17 protein-coding genes and 1 tRNA gene are annotated in these 22,773 nt (G+C 61.2%); 9 read left to right on the top strand and 9 right to left on the bottom strand.

The genetic code is table 11. The features are described from left to right. Positions 1-191: 191 nt before the first annotated feature. From ACWIVK_RS01895 to ACWIVK_RS01875, 5 genes are all read right to left on the bottom strand, one after another. On the bottom strand, positions 192-1,847 hold the full coding sequence (locus ACWIVK_RS01895) for a formate--tetrahydrofolate ligase (protein WP_448574831.1): 1,656 nt from the start codon (positions 1,845-1,847) through the stop codon (positions 192-194). Further along, positions 1,844-2,743, bottom strand: coding sequence for a methylenetetrahydrofolate reductase (locus ACWIVK_RS01890; protein ID WP_448574830.1), 900 nt, complete (start codon positions 2,741-2,743; stop codon positions 1,844-1,846). Before ACWIVK_RS01890 ends, ACWIVK_RS01895 begins: the two co-directional genes overlap by 4 nt. An 890-nt stretch (positions 2,744-3,633) precedes the next feature. Further along, positions 3,634-3,730: transfer RNA gene (locus ACWIVK_RS01885), tRNA-Sec, on the bottom strand. A gap of 465 nt (positions 3,731-4,195) precedes the next feature. Further along, the gene (locus ACWIVK_RS01880; RefSeq protein ID WP_448574829.1) at positions 4,196-4,474 is read right to left on the bottom strand and encodes a hypothetical protein; all 279 of its coding nucleotides are present in this window, start codon (positions 4,472-4,474) and stop codon (positions 4,196-4,198) included. Positions 4,475-4,494: 20 nt separating this feature from the next. Beyond that, complete coding sequence (locus ACWIVK_RS01875) at positions 4,495-6,171, bottom strand: thiamine pyrophosphate-binding protein (protein ID WP_448574828.1); 1,677 nt, start codon at positions 6,169-6,171, stop codon at positions 4,495-4,497. 121 nt (positions 6,172-6,292) lie between these two features. Here ACWIVK_RS01875 and ACWIVK_RS01870 point away from each other — a divergent pair, with 121 nt between their 5' ends. Beyond that, positions 6,293-7,135, top strand: a complete 843-nt coding sequence (locus tag ACWIVK_RS01870; protein ID WP_448574827.1) for a molecular chaperone DnaJ — start codon at positions 6,293-6,295, stop codon at positions 7,133-7,135. Positions 7,136-8,250: 1,115 nt separating this feature from the next. Here ACWIVK_RS01870 and ACWIVK_RS01865 read toward each other — a convergent pair. Further along, a complete protein-coding gene (locus tag ACWIVK_RS01865) occupies positions 8,251-8,544 on the bottom strand; it encodes a DUF503 domain-containing protein (RefSeq protein ID WP_448574826.1) in 294 nt (97 codons plus the stop codon). Between the two features lie 23 nt (positions 8,545-8,567). Next, positions 8,568-9,716 (bottom strand): NAD(P)/FAD-dependent oxidoreductase, encoded by a 1,149-nt coding sequence (locus tag ACWIVK_RS01860; RefSeq protein ID WP_448574825.1) that lies wholly within the window; start codon positions 9,714-9,716, stop codon positions 8,568-8,570. A gap of 254 nt (positions 9,717-9,970) precedes the next feature. Between ACWIVK_RS01860 and ACWIVK_RS01855 the strand changes: the two genes are divergently transcribed. Both ACWIVK_RS01855 and lhgO read left to right on the top strand, forming a co-directional pair. Further along, positions 9,971-10,459: a CBS domain-containing protein gene (locus tag ACWIVK_RS01855; RefSeq protein ID WP_448574824.1), complete on the top strand. Its 489-nt coding sequence runs from the start codon at positions 9,971-9,973 to the stop codon at positions 10,457-10,459. A gap of 11 nt (positions 10,460-10,470) precedes the next feature. Then, positions 10,471-11,682 (top strand): L-2-hydroxyglutarate oxidase, encoded by a 1,212-nt coding sequence (gene lhgO, locus ACWIVK_RS01850; protein WP_448574823.1) that lies wholly within the window; start codon positions 10,471-10,473, stop codon positions 11,680-11,682. On the opposite strand, the gene ACWIVK_RS01845 is transcribed toward lhgO, so the two are convergent. After that, positions 11,679-12,971, bottom strand: a complete 1,293-nt coding sequence (locus ACWIVK_RS01845; RefSeq protein WP_448574822.1) for an MFS transporter — start codon at positions 12,969-12,971, stop codon at positions 11,679-11,681. The two genes, lhgO and ACWIVK_RS01845, sit on opposite strands and share 4 nt — an antisense overlap. 93 nt (positions 12,972-13,064) lie before the next feature. Between ACWIVK_RS01845 and otsB the strand changes: the two genes are divergently transcribed. Beyond that, positions 13,065-13,856 carry a trehalose-phosphatase gene (gene otsB, locus ACWIVK_RS01840; protein WP_448574821.1) on the top strand — a complete coding sequence of 264 codons (792 nt, stop codon included), beginning with the start codon at positions 13,065-13,067 and terminating at the stop codon, positions 13,854-13,856. On the opposite strand, the gene ACWIVK_RS01835 is transcribed toward otsB, so the two are convergent. After that, positions 13,850-15,325: a M81 family metallopeptidase gene (locus ACWIVK_RS01835; protein ID WP_448574820.1), complete on the bottom strand. Its 1,476-nt coding sequence runs from the start codon at positions 15,323-15,325 to the stop codon at positions 13,850-13,852. The genes otsB and ACWIVK_RS01835 overlap by 7 nt on opposite strands. 116 nt (positions 15,326-15,441) lie before the next feature. Here ACWIVK_RS01835 and accA point away from each other — a divergent pair, with 116 nt between their 5' ends. The 5 genes from accA to ACWIVK_RS01810 all read left to right on the top strand — a co-directional run bounded on the left by accA (position 15,442) and on the right by ACWIVK_RS01810 (position 22,738). After that, positions 15,442-17,229 carry an acetyl-CoA carboxylase carboxyl transferase subunit alpha gene (accA, locus tag ACWIVK_RS01830; protein ID WP_448574819.1) on the top strand — a complete coding sequence of 596 codons (1,788 nt, stop codon included), beginning with the start codon at positions 15,442-15,444 and terminating at the stop codon, positions 17,227-17,229. Positions 17,230-17,440: 211 nt separating this feature from the next. Beyond that, positions 17,441-18,562 (top strand): ABC transporter ATP-binding protein, encoded by a 1,122-nt coding sequence (locus ACWIVK_RS01825; protein WP_448574818.1) that lies wholly within the window; start codon positions 17,441-17,443, stop codon positions 18,560-18,562. A gap of 13 nt (positions 18,563-18,575) precedes the next feature. After that, positions 18,576-19,805, top strand: coding sequence for an NAD(P)/FAD-dependent oxidoreductase (locus ACWIVK_RS01820; protein ID WP_448574817.1), 1,230 nt, complete (start codon positions 18,576-18,578; stop codon positions 19,803-19,805). Between the two features lie 42 nt (positions 19,806-19,847). After that, the gene (locus ACWIVK_RS01815; RefSeq protein ID WP_448574816.1) at positions 19,848-21,464 is read left to right on the top strand and encodes an amidohydrolase; all 1,617 of its coding nucleotides are present in this window, start codon (positions 19,848-19,850) and stop codon (positions 21,462-21,464) included. A gap of 50 nt (positions 21,465-21,514) precedes the next feature. Further along, positions 21,515-22,738, top strand: a complete 1,224-nt coding sequence (locus tag ACWIVK_RS01810) for an extracellular solute-binding protein (protein ID WP_448574815.1) — start codon at positions 21,515-21,517, stop codon at positions 22,736-22,738. Positions 22,739-22,773: the final 35 nt, after the last annotated feature.

The raw sequence follows: 22,773 nt of genomic DNA, 5'->3' as shown, positions 1-22,773 counted from the left end.
TGTTCGTCCCGCCAGTTGGTGAACTCGGGGGGGACGACGGGGTAGACCCGGGCACCGGTCGGGTTATGGTAGAGCAACTCCTGCACGCTCGGTGCGCGCTCCAGCACCTCGTGCAGCGTGCGCGGTGCTTCGCTGGTCATGGAACACTCCTTTCACTGATGACCCTTACCGGCTGTTTCTCGCGAGGATCTCTACGAAACGCCCAGAATCCTGCCGTGCTCGTCGATATCGATATGTGCGGCTCGCGGATGACGACCGAGTCCCGGCATCGTCTGGATATCTCCGAGGAGAACGACGACATAACCTGCACCGGCGAAGAGGCGCAGTTCGCGTACCTCGACAGTGAAGCCTTCAGGTCGGCCGAGCACGTTCGGATCAGCACTGAGTGACTGGGCGGTCTTTGCCATACAGATCGGCAGCCGGTCGTAGCCGAGTCGAACGAGGTCGTCGAGTTGACGTTTGGCGACAGGACTGAAGCGGACGGCTCCCGCACCATACAACGTGCGCGCCACGGCTTCGACCTTGCGTTCCAGCGGCCAATCGAGTTCGTATACTGGGCGGAACGCTGGTGACTCCTGGGCAGCGTGGAGCACGGCACGGGCCAAATCGAGGCCCCCTTCCCCACCGCGGGCAAACACCTCGACTACGGCGGCGTCGCAGGCACCTGCCTCGCGGGCCGCCTGGGCGAGGCGTTCGATTTCCCGTGGGGTGTCGGTGGGAAACCGGTTGATTGCCACCACTGCCGGGACGCCAAAGATGCGGAGATTCTCCAGGTGCTTGTAAAGATTCGGCAAGCCCGCCTCGAGTGCCGCTAGATCCTCGCCCCCTGTCTCGATGTCTCGGATGCTTTTGCCGCCTTGGACCTTGAGAGCGCGGACCGAGGTGACGAGCACAGCAGCGTGGGGAGCCAAGCCACTCGCCCGGCACTTGAGGTGGAAGAACTTTTCGGCTCCCAGATCAGTGCCGAAACCGGCCTCCGTCACGACCACGTCGGCCAGTCGCACCGCGATGAGATCGGCGACTACGGACGACGTGCCAGTGCCGATGTTGCCGAAGGGGCCGGTGTGCACGAAGGCGGCGGTTCCCTCGCTCGTCTGGACGAGATTCGGCTTGAGGGCGTCGACGAGCAGGGCAGCCATCGCGCCGGCACCCCCGAGGTCCTCTGCTGTGACGGCCTGTCCTTGCCACGTACGACCGACTACGATTTGCCCAAGGCGCTGGCGCAAATCGTGATAGTCACGTGCCAAGGCGAGGATGGCCATCACTTCGGAGGCGGGCGTGATGTCGAAACGGGTAGCCCGAATAGTGCGGGGCGTCTCGCCGAGTCCGACGATCAGTTGGCGGAGTGCGCGGTCATTGAGGTCGAGCACGCGCGGCCAAGTGATCGTGCGGGGATCGAGGGGGATGGCATCATGGTAGAGTGCGTTGTCGATCAAGGCCGCGAGTAGGTTATGGGCGCTCGTGACTGCATGCAGGTCGCCAGTAAAGTGCAAGGCGAGGTCCGGGAACGGATGGAGCTGAGCCGCACCGCCACCGGCACCCGCCCCCTTCGTTCCGAAGACGGGGCCCATGGATGACTGGCGGACGGTCACGATGGAGCGGAGTCCAAACCGTCCGAAAGCCTGACCGAGACCGATCGAGACGGTCGTCTTCCCTTCACCGAATGGAGTAGGGTTGATTCCCGTAACGAGGATGTAGCGTGCCCGTGGAGTGTCGAGCCGTGCGAGCACGTCGAGCGTGATTTTCGCCTTGTAGGGGCCATAGAGCTCAACTTCCTCTGGCAAAAGACCGAGCTCATTGGCTATCTCGCTGACCGGCCGCAGCTTTTTGAGCTGCGTTCCGCTCATGTTTGCACTCCTTCCCCTGAGCAACCGAGACGTGCACGCTTGGCATGGACCCACTCGACGACGCTCGCGAGAGCATTGAAACTGCTCCAATGAATGCCGACAATCCCGCCTTGGATTGCAGCGGGGCGCCGGGCCAGTTCATCCAAGAGGTCACTCGGATCATAGCGAATGCCGCCGGTCAGCAGGCGACCGACCAGACCTCGTTGCTTTTCGAGGTAGCGGAGCGAGGCTCCCAGGCCGAGGCGGAGGCCGATACGAATCAAACGATCGAGTCGCAGCGTGCCGGGTAGACAGAGATAGAGTGGCAGAATGAAGCCGCGCGATCGCATTCTCGTGAGCCACCGCACCAGTGAATCGGGATCGAACACCAGCTGGGTAATAGCGTAATCGGCGAGGGCTTGCTTCGTCAGGAGGTCCGCTTCGAGCACATCGGCTGGGATGTGGGGGTGTCCTTCTGGATAGGCAGCGATTCCGATCCGTCGCGGGCGTGGTTGGAGCTCGACGTGCGCTGTCAAGAGGGTCCGGGAGTCGGGGAACTCGCTGGCTGGCTCTGTCTGATCACCGCCAACGACGAACACCTCGTCGATACCGGCGGCGACATACTGCTGCCAGAGGGACGCGAGATCCTGGTGGCTGCGCAGGGCCCGTGCGGCGAGATGGGGGACGACTCGATAACCGTGTTGGCGCAGCGCGAGAGCGGTGGTCAAGGTGCCTTCGACTCCATGCGCAGGTGAGCTCGTCACCGCCAAGGTTGCCTTCGGCGGAACCGCGGCGATGACCTTGTCTAGTTCCACGGTGGGGAGCACCTCGATGCGGAGTTCCTCGAGGAGTGCGCAGTAAAACGATATGTCAGGAGTTGTTTCGATTGCTGTCCCGGACAGGACGTCATCGGTCATTGCACGCATCCCTTTCCTGTCGAATCACAACAGGCACCCCCAGATGCCATCCGGGATACTCGGTGCTGGCCGCGTCTCTCTGTTCAGTTCCACCTCCCGCTTTTCACTTCATGCCTATAGTAATTCGCGATGCCCTCAGGTGCAAGCCCTAAAGTGACCGCGTTTCGGATAGCCGGTAGAGGATGTGCGCGTTCTTCGGGATCGGGCTGAGCTTGGGCCAAAGCGCCGTCACCAGCCGAGAAGGAGAGCGACGCCTGTGCGATCGAAAGTAAGAATGTGTCTCGTGGGCGCGAGCATGGTACCCGGCGCACAGCGAGCCGGAGACCACGTCCCGTGTCGTCAAGGGTCTCGAGCGGAGTTCTTCACCGGCCTGGTACAGAGGGGGGCTCCCAGTTGCGCAGCCGGGAGATGGTGACCGACTTCGTCCGCAGGGTAGGCATACCCACTGAGCATCGGAGAATCCGGCTCAGGCGGCATGAAGTCTGCCGTTTCAGCCCTCGCCGGACTTCAGTGACGCTCCCGGACGCAGAGGGCAGGCTGTGGAGTCTGGAGACGGGGGAGTGTGTCGTGCGGAGCGCCACGAGGCGCGTCGTGCTCGAGTGGGACGACCGGGAAGACACTCATGGATGGGCCGAGGATCGGCTGGACAGTTGACAACTGGCCACCGAGCGGTAGAGTAGCGGCAGTCATTGAAGGTACGTCGACAATCCCGAGACGGAGTGTTCCGGCTGCTGGTGGTGCAGCGCCGGGACTCGACCGATGCGGTGCGGGGCACTGGCAGCTACCAGTGTAGCGCATGACCCCGCTGGTCGAGTGTCGGCTGGTAGGGGCTTGGTGTGTGCGAGACGCCGTACCCTACTCGTACCCCACCCGTACCCCAGTTCGTCCGCTGGCGAGGGCGCATGGGAGTCGAACCCACCGGCGAGGCTCGTCACCCCGCCCACCGGTTTTGAAGACCGTGCAGGCCACCGGGCCCGATCCGCCCTCGCAACCAAGTATCATCGCCGATGCTGAACATGACAAGTTGCCCCTCTCGAGCCTCGTACGCGTTCTCTACTGCTACGAGCGACGGAGCGCGTGCTCATGCCATTTGCGTCACCGTAGCAGGGTTTCGGAGCGATGAATGGTTCATCCTGGAGCGCGTCACCGGACTCGCCGTCTCACCATCATCTCGTACCGTGAGCGCCGAGGCGATTTTCAAAAATGCTCGCGTGAGCTCCTCATCTGAGCATGCTGATTACCGTCCGCGCTGTGTTTCCCAGTGTCGTACTGCGGACGGCAGGAACATCCGGCACGTTCTGCCGAAGAGAGCGCATTCGATGGTTTTGGTCAATATACTCGTTCGGGAACCGGGAAGCGATGAGCACTGCCGGGGATCGGTAGGCTGCTCGATACTTGGTCCTCTAGTCCGGCTGCGCGCTCGGCAAATGGGCGATGCTCCTGTCCACGGTGTCATTGCGTAGACGATGAGTTGCCCGTGCCGGTACCTCGCCGCCGATAGGCCTCTTCGAGGAGTTGTCGGAGATCCTCATCGGTAAAGAGCAGTGTCTCCGGAGCAACGGCGAACAGCTCTTCGTCTCGACCGCTCGCAGCGATATACCCTTTGACCAGAAAACCTTCCGGGGTTTCGATGACCGCGATGCGGGTGAACCGATGTTGGTCCAGATAGTGACCGAGCGCTCGCAACGTGTCTTCGTATCGGGTTCGGTAACGTCCGGTGTGATCCAGCATGGAGACCGCCCCGCATTGCGTCACCGTAGTCGGTGGAATTCGACGAAGCTCGGATGGTGCTCGTCACTGTCCACGCGCACATCGATGACCGCTGGCTGTCCGCTGTCGTTCGCCTTGCGCGCTCGCTCGAGTGCTCCTGCCAGTTCTAGCGGATCCTCAACCCGCTCGGCGAAGCAGCCAGCTGCCTTGGCGACGGCGACGAAATCGAACGTTGCCGCGAACTCAGTGGCAATGACGCGTCCACCGAGCGCGGTCTTTTGAGTCCACCGTGGCCAGCCGAGGGCCTGGTCGTCGAAGATCACCCAGGTCACGCGCAACCGATGCTCGACGGCTGTCGGTAGTTCGTGCATACCCATTTGAAAGGCACCGTCTCCAGTCGTGCAGACCACGTACCAGTCTGGACGAGCCAATGCTGCTCCGATCGCGCCACAGACTCCCAATCCCATCGCTGTCTGCTCAGCCGGCGGCACCGCAGCGCCGATGTCGCGAAGACGGTAGTAGGGCCAATAGTACGCCCATAGATCCTGGGCTCCATTTTCCATGACGAGAATCGTACGACGATCGAACACACGGTTGATCGTCGCTGCGACGAATTTTCCACGGATCGGTCGCGTGGTCGGGTCCAGCGTTGCTTCAGCGGTAGCGATGGCGGCACGGCGACGTTCGGTCAGTTCGCGTACGCGTGCCTCTCGACGAGTCACACCGGCTCGCTCTGCCGCTTGGAGCAGCGCCTCCAGTGCGAGGCGCGCGTCGGCTTGGATCGCGACGTCCGGTACCCAGTTGCGCCCGAGCTCTTCGGCCGCGATGTCGATCTGGATGAGGCGGGCACCGGCTGGGAAGTAGGTCCAATTTCCTGATTGGAACTCCTCCATGCGCGTGCCGACCGTTACGAGGAGGTCACTCTCTTCCCACACTGAACGCGGATACTCGGTCCGATAGAGTCCGACCAATCCAGCGAAAAGAGGATGCTCTTCTTCCAATATTCCGCGCCCACCCGGGGTTACTTGGAGCGGTACACCGAGGCGTTCGACGAAAGCGCGGACGGCGTCGAAGGCGCGGGCTGCGATCGCACCACTCCCGCAAATCAAGAGCGGACGCTCGGCACGGCGCAAGAGTTCGACGGCGGCGTCGATCCGGTCGGGATCCGGTGCTGGTCGAATTCCCCGAAGCGCTGCCTGATACGGGGGTGCCGACACTGGACGGAGCGCGATATCGGCGGGAATTTCTAGATAAACTGGGCCGGGTTGGCCATTCGTCGCGATCGTGAGAGCACGTCGAACGTACCAACCGGTTCGTTCCGGCTGCTCTACGGTCGCTACCCATTTCGTGATGGGGCGGAAGATCCGGATATGATCGGCTTCCTGAAACGCGCCCATCCCGAACGTCCGCATCGGCGCACGGACTCCGAGAGCCAAGACCGGCGTACAGCCGGACCAAGCCTCGAGGATGCCAGGCACGAGATTCGCGACTCCTGGTCCTGGACAACCGAAACAGCAGGTTGGTGACCCGCTCACCCGCGCGAAGGCATACGCCATGAAGGCACCAGCGGTTTCGTGTCGCACCAAGATCGGGCGCAGGTGGGGAGCATCATAGAGGGCATCGTACAAATGTTTCGGAGAACCGGGCATGCCGAAGATGTACGAGATTCCTTCTTTCTCCAGGGCATCGACGAGTATTTGCCATGCCGTCCGCTCCATCGCAGCCTCCGGGGAATACGATACGTTATCTTACCCCCTCTTGGAAAGCGAGTGGTCGTTGGGAAGCCGGTCAGACTAGAATGGATCGGTTGTGGAAGGTGCGAATGATCGAGCTGTTCGTATGACTGAATTTCTTCCAGCACCGTTGTCGATTCTCGATCGAGTGCGATTGGAACTCAACTATCTGGAGTGGGGGGAACGCGTTCGCTCGCTCCGGCAGCGGGTCGCTCTCCTCGAACTGGAACAGCAGGAAGTCCGAACGCTCATACAGCGTCGGCTCGGACCGCTTCAGCGTGAGTGCGATGAACTCCGTCAGGAAGTGGAGTTGCTCGAAGCTCGTCTCGACCGTCTCCTGCGCGTCAGCCAGCCGCTCTCTGACGAGGAACTCGATGAAGAGGTCCTTCGGTTGCGCCGCCAACGCGAAACCTGGCGCCAGGAAGCGTTCCGCCAGGAGTGGCAGGGATCCAACGGGTACCTCTGTCAGCACATGACGGGTGATGATAGCGGAGGCCAGCGATTGCGGCGCCTCTACCGTTCGCTAGCCCGGTTACTCCATCCAGACTTGGCGCGCGATCAAGAAGAACGCATTCAGCGCGAACAGTTGATGCGGCTCGTCAATCAGGCCTGGGAACGACGCGACGTGGAACAACTGCAGCGACTCTTCGCCGTCTGGAATACGGATAGCTCCTCAGCCGCTGCGGATGGGCTCGACGGACTGCGGCGTGGAGTCGCCCAACGCCAACTCGAAGAGGCGCAGCTACGTCGGCGCCTGAGCGAGCTCGAGCGTTCCGAGGTCGGGCAGCTGGCCCGAAAGGGCATGGCGATCGTCGAGCGGTATGTGCACCGACAGGAAGAGTTGTTGCGGCACGAACTGGCTGGCCTCCGGCTGCGGCGTCGCCGACTCATGCGCTTGATCGAAGAACGGCGCCGAGAGCTGTCCCTTCGACCCGGATCGCCCCGCTGATCAGCCCGATAGTGCTCGAACGCGATGCTTCTCCTCCGACCTTACGGAGTACTCTCAGCGGACGCATGCTCGACGAGTCGCTTCTCCAGAGTCGCAGGGCAAGAGTGCTGGTGCGAATCGGCTCGCGGGCTTTTGTCCGGGCATGCGTTCCTGCTGGGAAGGAGCGGCGCCTGATCGCTGTTCGTCGAACGCCCAGCCCACTACTGCTCCTCGACTCCGCTCCGCTCGGCGTTCGACGTGAGCCCTAAGCGGCACAGACTTCTGATTTTCTCCTCGTGAGTGCCGAGCGGGAGAACGGCGTGCTCCGCCGATCGACGGGAACGTCACTCCCGGTTCGCTGGGCGAGGTGCGGAGGTGCGAGCGCAATCTCCAGCGCTCGCCGAGGGGCTCTCATTCGGGTTCGTCGTCGTTCATGAGCTCGGCAAGGGGACGTTTCCCTGACTGCGGCCGCGGAACCCTCTCTCCGATCGAGCAGCTGCAGCGACCAGCAGCGGAGCGACCAATGGTCATGTTACGTCGACTCCGTGAACCCGTAGCCTGGATACCGGTGACAGGGTAGGTATGCTTCATCGACACGCCAGACCTGTGCGGGCACGGGATCTTCGCGCGTTGGATCATTTCTCGATGCGGTGGATTCATGATTTCGACGCGATAGCTTCATCTTTGTCTACTCTTTCTGCTAGCAGAAAGAGTCATGGGTCTTGGGGGCAGAAGATCGGGAGCCTACTGTCGTCGAACTGAGTCGCGGGAGGAGTGACTGAAAATGTGAGTAGTCAAGCCTTCGTGGCAGGGTTCTTCGGGGCGAATCGATCATCTGTCGAGCGAGTGATCGTAGTCGAGCCGTTACTCGACGCTGAATCGCACGCCGTATCGACTATCGGCTCGCCGGTATTTCCGTGTCGAGTCACCAAGTCTCGTCTACCGAATCACAGGTTTCCGGCGAAGATGCTGCCGACATCAGCGCATGCCTTAGGCTTGATCGACCGCTTACCGCCGCGCTGCTCGCGTCAGAGCATGGCAAGTCCACACGAGCGAACCACCTGGACCGGCGGAGGGTACTCGATGTTCGACGATGGCGCAGCGACGACGGTGACTCGAGAGTGGAATCGTCCTGTTCACGATATGTGGATGAGTTCGGTGGAATAGTCGAGCAAGTATCCCTCAGCGAGGTGTTCCTCGATGTACTGGAGAACGCGGCGCAGCATCTCGTCGGCGTGCTGCGGTGAAGTCGAGACACAGGCGATCCCGATTTCAGCGAACTGCCACTGTGCATGTCCATCGATCTCAGCGATCGCGACATTGAACCGGTGCTGGACTTGCTGAATGATCGATTTGACGACGCGTCGCTTCTCCTTGAGAGAATGCGCTCCTGGGATCTCGAGAGCTAGTCGAGAGACTCCGATCACCATCGCGTCTCGTTCCGATCGGAAAATCAGATCACGTTCTGTTCCTGGATCAGTCGTCCTCGGCGGAAACGCCCTGGATCGAACGGGCTGATATCGACCGAGCGCGCTGCACCGTCGAGAAGAAGCTCAGCCATGCAACGCCCGACAGCAGGACCATGCATGAACCCGTGGCCGCTGAAGCCGGCGGCGACCGCTAATCCTTCCACCCCGTCCACCCAGCCGAGAAGGGGGTTGTCGTCGGGTGTCACTTCGTAGAGTCCTGCCCACCCGCGGCGAATCCGTGCATGCTCGAAAACCGGCGCTCGGCGACAAAGCGCCTCGACGGTGCGCGCCATCCACTCGGGATCCACCGTCTTGCGGAAACCAGGAGGCTCATCGGGATTGGCCATGCCGAACAAAAAGCCGTCCCCTTCGGGATGGAAGTACAGCGATGTCTCGAACTCGATCGTCATCGGGACCGTCTTGGGCACCAGGTCGAAGGGTTCGGTCACGAAGCTCATCCGGCGATAAGGAAGGACCGGTAGTTCGACACCGGCCAGTTTCCCGAGTTCACCAGTGTACGGGCCTGCACAGATGACTGCGACACTACAGGACAAGAGTCCTTCGGGTGTGAGGACGGCCTGGAGACGGTCCTGCTCGATCCGAAAACCGATGGCTGGACAGTGCTCACGGAACTCGACGCCGAGTTCCCGAGCTGCTCGGGCAAACCCCATCGTCGCTGAGTACGGATCGCACCAGCCATCGCGCGGGCAGTAGGTTCCACCGAGAAGGTCGTCGGTCCGCACCGCCGGTTGCAGGCGAGCGATCTCATCTGGATCTACCCAGCGGGCTGGCACACCCAAGGCCTGCTGTAACTGGAGAGACTGCTGAAATACTTCAATATGTTGCGGTTGGTTCAACAAGAAAAGATAACCATGTTGATGGAGACCGATATCGATTCCAAAAAGTTCTGGAAAATGCTCCCAATACTCGAAGCTGAGGAGAGAAAGGCGAATGTTCGTCTCCGTGGAGAATTGGAGGCGAATACCGCCAGCGGCGTCGGCGGTTGCGCCTCGGGCGATTTCGTCGCGCTCGAGCACGACGATCTGGCCTGCTCGGCGTTCGGCCAGGTGGTAAGCCAGGCTGCATCCCATGATACCGGCGCCGATGATCACGAAATCGACGGACTTGACCATGGCGTTCCTCGATCGGCTCCGCACACTCACGGTCAAAGTATACGGGGTGCAGGAGGCGAGTGCGGACCGTCTGCCCGCGCGCGGCGGTGCGTGAGATCAGCTCTCATGGCCGATCGACATCAGTGTGATCTCGCGTCGGCCGTCTAGCTCGAGATGCCTGAGCCGCTGCACGCGACCTGGAAAAGCTCGCGCCGGGAAGAGTGACATGCTACGATGCGGTTGTCGCGATCCACGGATGGTGGGGAGGGCGGCTCATGACACGTGATCCGGTCGACACTGTGTTGGCAAAAGAGATCATGACGGAAAATGTCGTGACCGTGCGGCCGAATACCACTGTCGAGGAAGTGGCACGGTTGCTCATGACACACCGGATCACGGGAGTTCCGGTGACGGACGACGAGGGCCGCGTGCTCGGCATCGTCTCGGAGTTCGATCTCTTGGCAAAGCGTGGCCGCACAGCTGGCGAAGTCATGACCCGGGATGTCATCGCTGTCACGGAGGAGACTCCGGCAGAGTCGATCGCTGACTTGATCGTCCAGCAACGCGTGCGCCGCGTTCCGGTCTTGAAAGAGGGCCGTCTGGTCGGTATCGTCACCCGGGCCGATCTGATTCGCCTCTTCGCTCTCACTCGATGGACTTGTTCCAACTGCGGATTCTTCGAGCGTGGCCTGCATCGCCCAGTAGTCTGTAGCGCCTGTGGGAACCGCACCTTCACGCTCGAGCGCGAGCCTCCGGGAATGTGAGGGTGAGTGCGATGTTCGATGTCGTTGTAGTGGGTGCTGGGCTGGTCGGACTCGCCACTGCCCGCGAACTGCTGCTTCGTTTCCCACGCGTGAAGCTGGCGGTCGTGGAGAAAGAAGGGAACGTCGCAGCGCACCAGTCGGGACATAACAGCGGGGTGATCCATTCGGGTCTTTACTACCGACCAGGCTCCCTGAAAGCGCGCGCTTGTGTAGCCGGCGCAGTGAAACTGATCCGCTACTGCGAGGAGCGGGGCATTCCGTATCGGTTGATCGGTAAATTAGTGGTCGCGACGAATCCGGACGAGATTCCACGTTTGCTCGAACTCTTCCACCGGGGACAAGCGAACGGGGTTCAGGGGTTGCAGCTCCTCGGGCCGGAAGAGATACGAGAGCGCGAGCCGGCCGTGACGGGGGTGCGCGCACTCTGGTCGCCACGGACAGGTATCGTCGACTTTGTTCGTGTCGCGGAGGCACTCGCCGAGGATATTCGTACGGCGGGAGGGGAAATTCGCTTGGGCCATCGCGTGATGGCCTTCCGACAGCGCAACGGCACGATCGCGATCGAAACGAGTGCTGGTTGCCTCGAGACACGCTTCGCTCTGGTGTGTGCCGGTCTGTTCAGCGATCGCTTGGCACGAGCAAGCGGTGGGGGACCTGACCCCGCCATCGTGCCCTTCCGTGGGGATTACTACGTTCTCCGTCCGGAACGCAGTCACCTCGTGCGGACCAATGTCTACCCGGTCCCCGATCCACGCTTTCCCTTCCTCGGCGTCCACTTCACTCCCCGCTTGGATGGCTCGGTTTGGCTCGGGCCGAATGCCGTTCTCGCCTTTGCCCGCGAGGGATATCGTCGGACAGACGTCGATTGGGGCGATCTCTGGGAAGCGGTTTCCTATCCTGGTTTTCGTATCTTGGCTCGTCGATACTGGCGTGTCGGTCTCATGGAACTCTGGCGCGATTTCAGCCGGCGCGCCTTCCTGCGGGAGCTTCAACGTTTCGTTCCGGAGCTCGAGGAGGATGACCTCCTCCCCGGTCCGTCCGGGGTGCGGGCGCAAGCCGTGACCCGGGATGGCCAGCTCGTGGACGACTTCGTTTTGGAGCGGCACGGTCGCGTGGTCCACGTTCGCAATGCTCCCTCACCGGCAGCGACGTCTTGCCTCGAAATCGCGCGGTTGCTGGTCGACGAACTGGCCGAAAGTCTACCGACCCACCCAAGGTCCTAACGAGGTCGCTGCCTGATCAAAACACCTGGCTGGACCCGTGCGTGTGCGGCTGGGTGGTGCCGGAAGCGCAACGAGAAGTACGCGACGGCCAGGGTGCAGAATGCGCTATAGGCGACGAACGCTGGTGCGTAGCCTGCCTCGACGATGATTCGTCCGGCGACGAAGCTCGCTCCAGCGAACCCGATATTCCATGCCGCGCTGCGCAGGCTGAACGCGTGTGCTCGGGGCGCTGGCGGTAATGTTTCGGCAATGAGCATGGAGTCGATTGGCCAGGCCATGGAGATCGAAATCATGCGCACGATATGTGCTGAGATCGCCAACGGAACGCTTTGGATGACTATGAGGACCGCATAGAAAAAAACTGGAAGGAGACGCAGTAGCGTGACAGTGGCGAGGGGCCCCAACCGCTGTGCGATGGCCGGACCGAGCAATCCGAAGAGTGCACCGATCAGGCTCGCTGCTGCAAATACGATACCGATAGTCTCTGCAGACAGTCCGAGTCCGTTCAAATACACATTATAGAAGGGTACTATCGCACCATTACCGAGACTCAAGAGGCCACCAGCGACAACAAAAGCGGAGAGGTATTTGCGTATCTGTTTGGAAGAAAGCCCTTCCTTGGTGGGCCCGGCAGCAGCTTCGCTCGTGGAGGATGAGCGGCGACGAGGTGCTCGCATGAGTGCGAGTGGTACGAGAGCGAGTCCGCAAACGAGAATGCTCAGCACGAGCCCGAGGCGGAAAGAGAGAATGCCGGGAACGGGGAGCCCGAACGCCAGCCCGAACCAGGTTGGCGACCAACCTGCCAAGAGATTTCCGATCGTTGCCGAAATGGAGGTCAACGAGAGTGCAACCGCAGCCACGGTCGACCGTTGTGCTTGAGGGGCATGGTCGATGACGAACGGCATGAGTGGGACGAAGAGAAAGGTCGTCGCCAGACCCTGCAAAAGTGCACAAGCGAGGATCGCACCGGGATTGGTCATGAGGGCGAGCAGTGTCGACGCCACGATATAGCTGGCTGTGCCGACGGTCAGACACCACCAGGCGCCGCGTTGCTGGAGCAATGTCCCGAGCGATAACGCGGAGACAGCCAGGGATGCCGTCGAGACAGCATTGACGAGACCGATGAAATCTTCTCGGAAACCAACTTGCAGTAAATAGAGGTTGTAAAGAAGTGCAAAGGCACCGATAGCGACATTCGAGAAAAGTGCATACAGGAAGAATAATCGGATGTCTCGAGGTAACTGCAGGAGTCCGCGGGCATACTGGACGAGCGGTCGAACGATGGGCACCAGTTGCCCCCTTCCTTCCGGCCGCAGTATACGACTCACCGCAACTGATCAGGGCAGGGTGCACTGCTGTCCAGTGGTGCGGGGAGGACAACGTTGGAATCGATCGTTGCTGCGATGCTCGCAGTACTCCAGGAGACAAGAGCGGGAATCATCACCGATTTCGATGGGACATTGAGTCCGATCGTCACTGATCCGGAGAACGCAACCGTCCATCCAGTCGCCCGCCGAGCCTTGCAACGTCTTGTCACGACCGTTTCGCTCGTCGCTGTCGTCTCGGGTCGGCGCGCCTTCGACGTCGCTGAACGGCTGGCGGTTCCAGGACTGGTGATCGTGGGCAACCACGGCCTCGAATGGTTGGTCGGAAACCATGTGGAGGTCGCTTCCGAGGCCGAACCCTGGCTCGCCGCGGTCCGAGCGGCGGCTGCCGAACTACAGCGACTCGGTCCGGACGTGCTCGTCGAGGACAAGGTGTTAACCGTCACCGTGCATCTGCGGCGACTGCGGGATGCCTCGCGCCGGCAGGCAGTGGAAAGCGTCGTTCGGCGGGTCGCAGCCCGACGCGGGTTATCGGTCCGTCAGGGTCGTGAGGTGCTGGAGCTGCGACCCCCGGTCCCGGTCGATAAGGGTGCGGCAGTCGCTCGGCTCGTTACCCGTTACCAACTCGGGGCTGTCGTTTTTGCTGGGGACGATGTCACTGATCTCGATGCCATGCGCTGGCTCGTCGAACGACGAGCAACTGGTCAGGTTCATGCTCTCGTGATCGGTGTCTGGAGCCCAGAAGCACCGGCACAACTGGAGCAACTCGCCGATCTACTCGTGCCTGGCGTCGATGCATTCGCTGCTGTGTTGGACGAGGTCGCTCATCGACTCGCTGGTTTTCAGTAGGCATCGAGCGGCCAGGCGGGTCGCATCACCGATCGATAGGAGAAGAAGCCGAGGTCGGGTGTGGTGATGCCCGGAGTGACGGCCTGCAGCACTTTCGCCGGTCGCACGGGCGGGGTGGAGAGTTCGCTCTGGTGACACCAGGCCAGAGCCTCGACTGCGGACTTGAGGATGATGATCCGCTTGGTTTCAACAGCGATGCCGAGAGCACGCGCCAGCCCGAGTTCATCGAAAGGAACCGGCCGAGTCGTCACGATGACATCGAGACGGCTTTCGTAGCGCCCCTCGATCTCGAGCCACGCGGAAGGGCCAGCGTCGAGCAGCTCGCCTCCCGCAAGTGGGGACCAGCGACGATACTGACCGCGACTGATTCGTCGAACGATGCCGCGAACCGGGATCGGATAGCCGTGACGGTGATCGGTTTTTCCACCCAGTTCGAGTTCGATAGGCGTTCCTACTCCGTGGCGGAGAATGATCTCGATCGCTTCAGGATCGACGATGGCCGACAGCAAGGCTTGTCGGGCCCCGAGATCCAGAGCGGCCCACAGCGCGGCGGTTCCCTCGCCGGGAGCCCCGGCCTCGGTTGCATCGCCGGCGTCGAGGATGAGATGGGGACCGGTACTTTCGTTTTGCATGGCTTGATGGAGCGTTTCTTCGATGGTGAGGGTGGGCCACGCGATTTCCTCGCGGCGGTCCCAGACGAAGTCGGCCAACTGTCGAGCAGTTGCTTTGCCGAGTTCTGCGGCTGTATCGGTCACCACCACGACCGTCATGCCGGCTTGCGCGACGTCAGCGTACGGGAAGCCAGGAAAGATGGTGACGGCGAGAATGGATGGATCCTGTTCCACAGCGGCGAGGAGTTGCGGAAGTCTATCGAATGGCGGACAGTCGGTGCGCTGTATCGCTAGTGGAAGGAGCACGGTGCGACGCTCGAGCGTGGCGACTGGTGTGATCTCTCGGCGTATCCAGCGAGCGAGCAATCGGACGAGAAGGGCGAGCCGTTGCGCGCGATCGATGGCCGGCCAGTGATGCGGTCCGAGCACGAGTGGGGTGAGACCAAAGACGGCTTCCGGTAGTTGTGCGACTTGATCAGCCAAAATGCCGACGAAGAGGGAGGGAAAACGCTCGACGAGTCGGCGGAGCAGGAGCAGCTCGCCACTGTGTCCCTCGACGAGGAGTGTACCGGATACTTCGAGGATGAGCCCGTCGAGCGAGTCCTGCTGTGCCAGGACTGTCTCGAGCTCAGCGAGCAACGTCGAGAAGGCCGCGAACCCGATCGGTCCACCTGCTGAGTGAACGGGCATGACGAGCGGGACGAGTTCGATGCCGTCGGACTCGACTCCGGGCAGGATGGAGTTCGCGTCTCCGTCCTGCCTGTGGTTGTCGTGCGGCCAAGGAGAAAGGACCAGAGACGCGTGGTGGCGGGCGAACGTGTTGGATCGGTGCCGTATGGAAACAAAACCGATACGCATGAATCCCTCCGATCGCTGGGGCGGCAAGGGAGGAGCTTCTGCCCGATGGGCTATGATAATCGCGTTGTCGTGGCTTGCCGAACCGGGGGATCGGGTACACCGGAAGGTGAGGAAAGATGCTTGGAAAAGGCGCGAGTGAGTCGCTCGAGTCGCGACCTGTTGCGTGTCCGCGTTGCGCAGCGGATTTGACCGAAGATGATGCCTACCGGCGATATCGTGTTTGCGGACAGTGTGGGCACCATTTCACGCTTTCGGCTGACGAGCGGATCCGGCTGCTCGTCGATCCCGAGAGTTTCGAGGAATTCAACCGGCATCTCGTGTCAGTCGATCCACTGGTCTTTTCCGATCGTTTGCCGTATCGAAAGCGAATTCTCCAAGCGAGGGAAGAAACCGGACTGCGTGAAGCAGTCGTGACTGGTATCGGGCGTATTCGTGGTCACGAAGTCGTGCTCGCTGTCCTGGACTTCCGTTTCTTGGGCGGAAGCATGGGATCGGTCGTGGGTGAAAAGATCACGCTGGCGTTCGAGCGGGCAGCTGAGCGCCATCTGCCGATCGTGACGGTTTCTGCCTCAGGTGGAGCACGGATGCAAGAAGGCATTCTCAGCCTCGTTCAGATGGCGAAGACCACTGCGGCAGCGAAGCGTGCGCACGACTCCAACGTCCCCTACATATCCGTACTGACTCATCCGACGACCGGTGGAATCTATGCCTCCTTTGCCAACCAGGGCGACATCATTCTCGCGGAACCGGGGGCATTGATCGGCTTCGCGGGGCCGCGCGTGGTGAAGGAGACCGCTGGACATGAGCCGCTGCGCTCGCACTCGGCCGAATTCCTGTGGGAGCACGGCTTCGTCGACCAAGTCGTCGATCGCCGACGCTTGCGGGATACGATCGGATTGATTCTCAGGCTCGTGTCCGCTCATGGGACAATCAGTGGCCGATCAGTTTTGCGTCGTAACCATTCGGTCGAGGTGTCGAGGCGACGGGCGTGGGACATCGTCGAGCTGGCGCGTCATCCGGAGCGTCCGACGACGGTCGACTTGATCCGCCGGATCAGCCCACAATTCATCGAACTGCACGGCGACCGCCTCTTCGGCGACGATCCGGCTATCGTGGGTGGGATCGGTGAGATTGCCGGACGTGGTGTCATCATCATCGGACACGAACGCGGACATGGCGATCCGAGGAGGCGGAATGGTCAGGCATTGCCGGAGGGGTATCGCAAAGCGTTGCGGCTGATGGAATTGGCAGCACGTTTGCGCATGCCGGTGATTACCTTGATCGATACGCCGGGAGTCTATCTCGGCGAAGGGGCAGAGGAACGAGGAATCGCGTCGGCGCTGAGCCAATGCATCGCGGCGATGAGCGTCTTACCGGTTCCCACAGTTGCGGTGATCATCGGTGAAGGGGGGAGCGGTGGTGCCCTCGCCCTCGCGGTTGCGGACCGCGTTCTCATGCTGGAAAACGCGATCTACAGCGTCATCTCACCGGAGGGTGCAGCGGCGATTCTCTATCGCGATGCGTCGCGGGCACCGGAGGTGGCTGAATCGCTCAAGATCACCGCACCGGATCTCCTGCGGCTCGACGTGATCGATGGTATCGTGCCTGAACCGGAGGGTGGGGCGCACCGCGATCCAGATTATGCCGCTGTTCTAGTCCTGGACGCCGTCGTCGAGGCGCTCAACGAGATCGTCGACATTCCTCCCGACAAGCTGGTACGTGAGCGGTACCGGAAGTTCCGGCGCATGGGCCAGACCAATACCTACATTCGCGAACTGGTGGCACAAGAGGTGGCTGAGCTGAGCGCGACGATCGGGCGAACGCTGGAAAGCTTGCGCGACCGCTTCCCCTTCAGCAAAGACGAGGAAGCGGTCGAAGCAGCGCCGACAGCTCGCCAAGAATGAGTCCAAGATGTTGGGCTCTTGCTCGAGCTGAGGGCGTACGATCGGCCGTGCGTGATCGTTGACGGCCGATCCTCCTTCGTCTAACCTACAGGTGTCTATCACGCCGTGCCGGCGCCTTCAGATGCATCGAGAAGCGAGATCCTGCGGTGAGCTGCGTCATTGTGCACTTTTCGGCCAAGAAGGTAGGCGATCTGTCGAGGTGGATGGTGACATGATGGCTGCGATCAAATCGATACCCGCGTCGGGCGCGGAAGCTGATCTCGGGGCGCGGCTCCAGCTGATCGAACTGACCAAGGTCTACGGGGACGTCGTTGCGGCTGATCGAGTCACACTCGACATCGCTCCCGGTGAGTTCATCACCTTGCTCGGTCCATCGGGATCCGGGAAGACAACGACGCTCATGATGGTCGCGGGCTTCGTGATTCCTACGTCTGGGCAGATCCTCGTCAACGGTGAGGATATTGCGTTCCGACCGCCCCATAAGCGCAATATCGGTATGGTTTTCCAGAATTATGCGCTCTTCCCCCATATGACTGTCGCGGAGAATATTGCTTTCCCATTGAAGATGCGAAAATGGCCGCGCGATCGCATCGAACAGGCTGTGAAAGAAGCTTTGCAACTGGTGCGTCTTCCCGGCTTCGAGCAGCGTTATCCTCGGCAACTTTCCGGCGGTCAGCAGCAACGTGTCGCTCTCGCTCGGGCTTTGGTCTTTCGTCCACCAGTGCTGCTCATGGATGAGCCTTTGGGGGCGCTGGACAAGAAACTTCGTGAAGAGATGCAACTGGAGATCAAGCATATTCAAGAATCGCTGAATATCACCACGATCTATGTCACCCATGACCAGGAAGAAGCGTTGACGATGTCCGATCGTATCGCCGTCATGCGTGATGGGCGTATCGAGCAGATCGGAACGCCGCGCGAGTTGTACGAGCGGCCGGTCAGCGAGTTCGTGGCCAGCTTCATCGGGGAATCCAACTTTCTTATGGGGCGACTGGAGCGACGTGATGGGCGCGCTTATCTGGTCACGGAAGACGGTTGGAGAGTGGCCATTCCTGATGCAGAGGATCTGCCTGCCGGTGAGCAGGTGACGGTTGCTTTGCGACCAGAGCGGATCGTCCTCGAAGAGCGGCGTGGTGAGAACCACGCCGAGGCGACCATCGAGGAGATCATTTACGTGGGTGAAGCGACCAAATTCCGCGTTCGTCTCCTCGGCGATCGGCTTTTGACCGTGAAGCAACCGAGCAGGTTGGAGACGATGCGCTGGCAGCGCGGGGAACAGGTCCTTCTCAGCTGGCGAGCCGAGGATGCGGTCCTCTTGCGCGGACGACATTGAGGGGAAGCGCTCGATGACTGTTCCGAGTCATGCTGATGCTGTCGTCATCGGTACGGGTGCCTTCGGCCTTTCCGTCACGTTGCAATTGGCTCGAGTGGGGTTACGCAGCGTCGTCGCCTTGGATCGATATCCGATCGCTTCCCAGACGTCGCCGCGCGCTGCTGGTCTCTTCAAGCTCGTGCAAGCGGACGAACTGCGGACGCGCCTAGCCGGTCTGGCTGTCGAGACGGTCATGAACTTCGAACGTGACTTCGGTGTGAAGCTTCCCTATGTCCGGTCGGGAAGTCTCATGGTCGCGCGGACCGAACGCCATGCTCGCGTCATCGAGCGGGAAGCGAGCGATGCCCAACGTTGGGGTGCTGAAGTTCATCTCGTGTCGGCGCGCGAGGCACGAGCGGTGGCACCGTTCCTGCAGGCCGAGCCGATTCTTCGTGCAGCCTATGTGCCGGGCGATATCTACATCGAGGAACCGGCGAGCCTCTTGCACGCCTTTCGTGAGGCTGCCGAGCTTCTCGGTGCACGCATCATCGGAAACGTGCCGGTCATCGGTATCGATGTACGCGATTCGGCGGTTCGAGCTGTGCACACGCCCGAGGGAACGATCCAGACCGACATCGTCATCGATGCAGCTGGAGCGTGGGTACGTGCGGTTGCTCGCCTCGCTGGTGCCGACTTGGCTGTCCAACCGATGCGGCACCAACTGGCTATCACACAGCCGATCAGTGGCACGCGGAGCGAGCAGGCGATCGTGCGGATCTTCGATGCTGCGGTGTATATCCGGCCGTGTCGAGGTGGTCTCATGTGGGGTGGGTTCGAGGCGAACCCGCTCCCGTTCGATCCCACCGCGCGCGGCGACGACTTTCGTATCGAGATGACTCCACTCGATTTCGGAATTCTGCAACAGTGCGCGGAAAGTGTGCGTAACCTGGTTCCGGTACTGCACGATGTGCCTGTCCAGGAGCATCGCGGTGGACTGTTTACGATGACACCGGATGGTCGCTTCATCGTCGGACCGGTTCCAGGGGTCAAAGGGTTGTGGGTGCTGAGCGGCTGCAACGGGAGCGGTTTCTCGTTTTCACCGGCGCTCGGGCGTTTGCTCGCCGAATGGATCGTTCAGGGCCAGCCGTCAGTCGATCTGGCTGCGTTTGCGCCTGAACGACTGGCTGGAGCGATCGACGAAGCCTCACTGCGCGAAGCCGCGATCTTCCAATACACGCACTACTACGAGCCTCTCGAAGAGTGACGGCAACGAGGCGTCGGGGAAGCCCGCGGACGGAGGGACGCGATGACGGCAGCACTCACGGAGGCGAAGCGCACGGCATTCCGCTGGATCGACGACAATGCACCGTGGTTGTCCGCCTTCGATCTGGAAATCTGGCGCTATGCCGAACCGGCGTGGCGTGAATACAAGTCGGCTCGCGCTTATGTGGATCTCCTCCAGCGTCATGGCTTTGCCGTCGAGGTCGGCTCGGGCGGCATGCCGACCGCTTTCGTCGCGAGTTGGGGCGAGGGTCGCCCGATCCTCGGAGCCTATGCTGAATACGACGCGGTACCTGGCAATTCCCAGGAACCAGTTCCGTACCGGAAGCCGCGCGAGGGCGTGCATCCGTGGGCAGCGGGTCACACGGATCCACATTCCATGCTCGGTGTGGCGGCACTCACCGGCGTGTTGGCTGCGCGATACGCGATGGAGCGACATCGGCTCGAGGGAACGCTCCGCTTCTTCGGTGAGCCAGCCGAGAAGGTGTGCGGCTCAAAACCGATCCACGCTGCGAAGGGGTACTATGACGGATTCGATGCCTTCATCGCCTATCACCCGTCGTATTACCCGAAGGGCACCAATACGGTTGCTTGGGAGACGCACTGCGGCTCGTACTGGAGCTGCGTGTTCTCCTTCGAGTGTGTGGAGCCGGAGCGTTGGATCGACCGGAGCTTGTTTCCAGACGTCGGTGGAGCCCACGCAGCAGCGCGGTGCCCGGGAGCCATCGACGCACTCTGCCTGATGTACACGATGACCAAATACACCAAAGAGGCGATGTTTCCGCATACCGGTTCCTGGACGCTGAACGAGTTCATCATGGTCGCGGGGGACGCGACTGCTGACAACCTGCCACCTCGGTTGGCCCAGATCCAATATGCGTGGCGTTCACCGAGCCTGGGAATCCAGGAGCAGATTTACCGTGTCCTCGCCAACAATGCCAGACGTGCGGCTCAGGTGACTGGCTGTCGCGTTTCGGTACGTTGGGTCAGCAAGACACGTGTTGGACTACCGAATTTGACGCTCGCGCAATTGACCTACGACAACTTGGAATTGGTCGGTCCTCCTCGTTACAGTGAGGAAGCGCGTGCGTTCGCACGCGAGATCCAGCGAAATCTCGGCCTCGAGCCGATGGTCGATCCGTTCGTCGACGATGTCGAGCGGGTGATTCCTCCACAAGAGTACGAAGCTCGCCTGCGATCAGCCTTGCCGGAATGGCAGCGAAACTTTACTTCTGATGACTATGTGGAGTACACCTGGCATGCTCCGACGGTGCGCTTGTACACGGCTCGACCGCGTTTGCGCCCGCCGACGCCCGATTACGCGTACCCAGCCTGGGCGGACAACGCGCTGGGTGGACGTCCCGAGATCGTCGATCCAGGGATGTTCGTGGCCGGTAAGGTCATCGCGGCAACACTGCTGGATCTGGTGACATACCCCGAGGTACTGGAACGTGCTTGGAACGAGTTTCGCGAACGCACCGGGGGCGGTGTCGGTGGCAGTCAGTGGTTGGCACCCCTCTTGCCGCGCGATTTCGTACCCCCGATCGACTTGCGCTGGCCAGAGTACATCACGACGGTTCGCGGTGAAGAATGGTGGATTCCCACGCCGAACCAAGCTGCTTTCAGCGAGCTCGAGGACTGATCGTGGCATACTGTGTGCGGGTCGTTGACGCGTGAGGAAGGAGGGTTGCGATGAGTCGAGATTGGGAGCGACTACTCAAGGACCTGGAGCGAGCCAGTCGCGTCCAGCGCCGCCAGTTTCTCCGAGCTCTGCTGGCGTCCGGTGCGACACTGGCGGGGGTGAGCGCACTGGCCGCCTGTCGCCAAGAGGCGACTCCGACAGCGGCTCCCGCTGGTCAGACGCCGGCTGCGGCGCCGACACAAGCGCCAGAGGGTGGTCTCCTCAAGGTCGCTGGATACGACGATCCCAACAAGTGGAAAGGGAAGACACTCGTTTTCGCGGGGTTCGGCGGTGCGATGCAGGACGCCCAGCGCAAGGCGGTGCTGGAGCCGTTCATGCGGCTCACCGGTGCGACCATCGTCGAAGATACGACCGACATCGGGAAATTGAAGGCGATGGTCGACGCCAAGGCGGTCGAGTGGACGGTGGCACAGCAGGGAACCTTCGAAAGCCGGGTGCTCGGCCAGCAAGGGTACTTGGAACCGATCGATTACTCCCTGGTCGATAAAACGAACTTTTTCGAGGATATTGCCGGTGAGTTCGATGTCGGAGTCATTTATTGGGCGCTCATCCTGGCCTATCGAACAGACAAATTCGGTAATAATCCCCCACAAGGTTGGAAGGACTTCTGGGATGTGCAAAACTTCCCCGGTCCGCGTGCCATGGACAAGGTCGATGGACCGGTTGGTAACCTCGAGTTCGCTCTGATGGCCGATGGGGTGCCGAAAGAACAAGTGTATCAGGTCATGCGCACCGCTGAGGGGATCGAGCGAGCCTTCAAGAAGATGGACGAGATCAAGCCACACGTGACGGTCTGGTGGGAAGCGGGTGCGCAACCGGCCCAGTTGCTCACCGACGGTGAGGTCGATATGGCCAATGCCTGGAACGGGCGAATCGACGCTGCGCAGCGGCAGGGGGCACCGATCGCGATCCAGTGGAACCAGGGACTGCTCCGCACTGACTCCTTCATCGTTCCCAAGGGGGTGAAGGAGAAGGAGTTGGCGATGGACTTCATCAACTTCGCGACGCGACCAGAAGTCCAGGCCGAGTTGTCCAAGTACATTCCCTACAGCCCGACGAACGCGAAAGCCTTTGACCTGCTTCCCGAAGACCTCAAGGCTCGCTTGCCGAGTGCGCCCGCACAGAAAGAGAAGATGCTCTTTGCAGACGCTGAATTCTGGCTCCCTAACCTGGATAAGCTCACCGAACGCTTCAACGACTGGCTGACCAAGTGATGCATCGTAGAGGTAGGCTACCGGGGGAGCGCCCG

Source organism: Thermomicrobium sp. (genome assembly GCF_053493975.1).
This window is presented reverse-complemented; position numbering and strand designations above follow the sequence as displayed.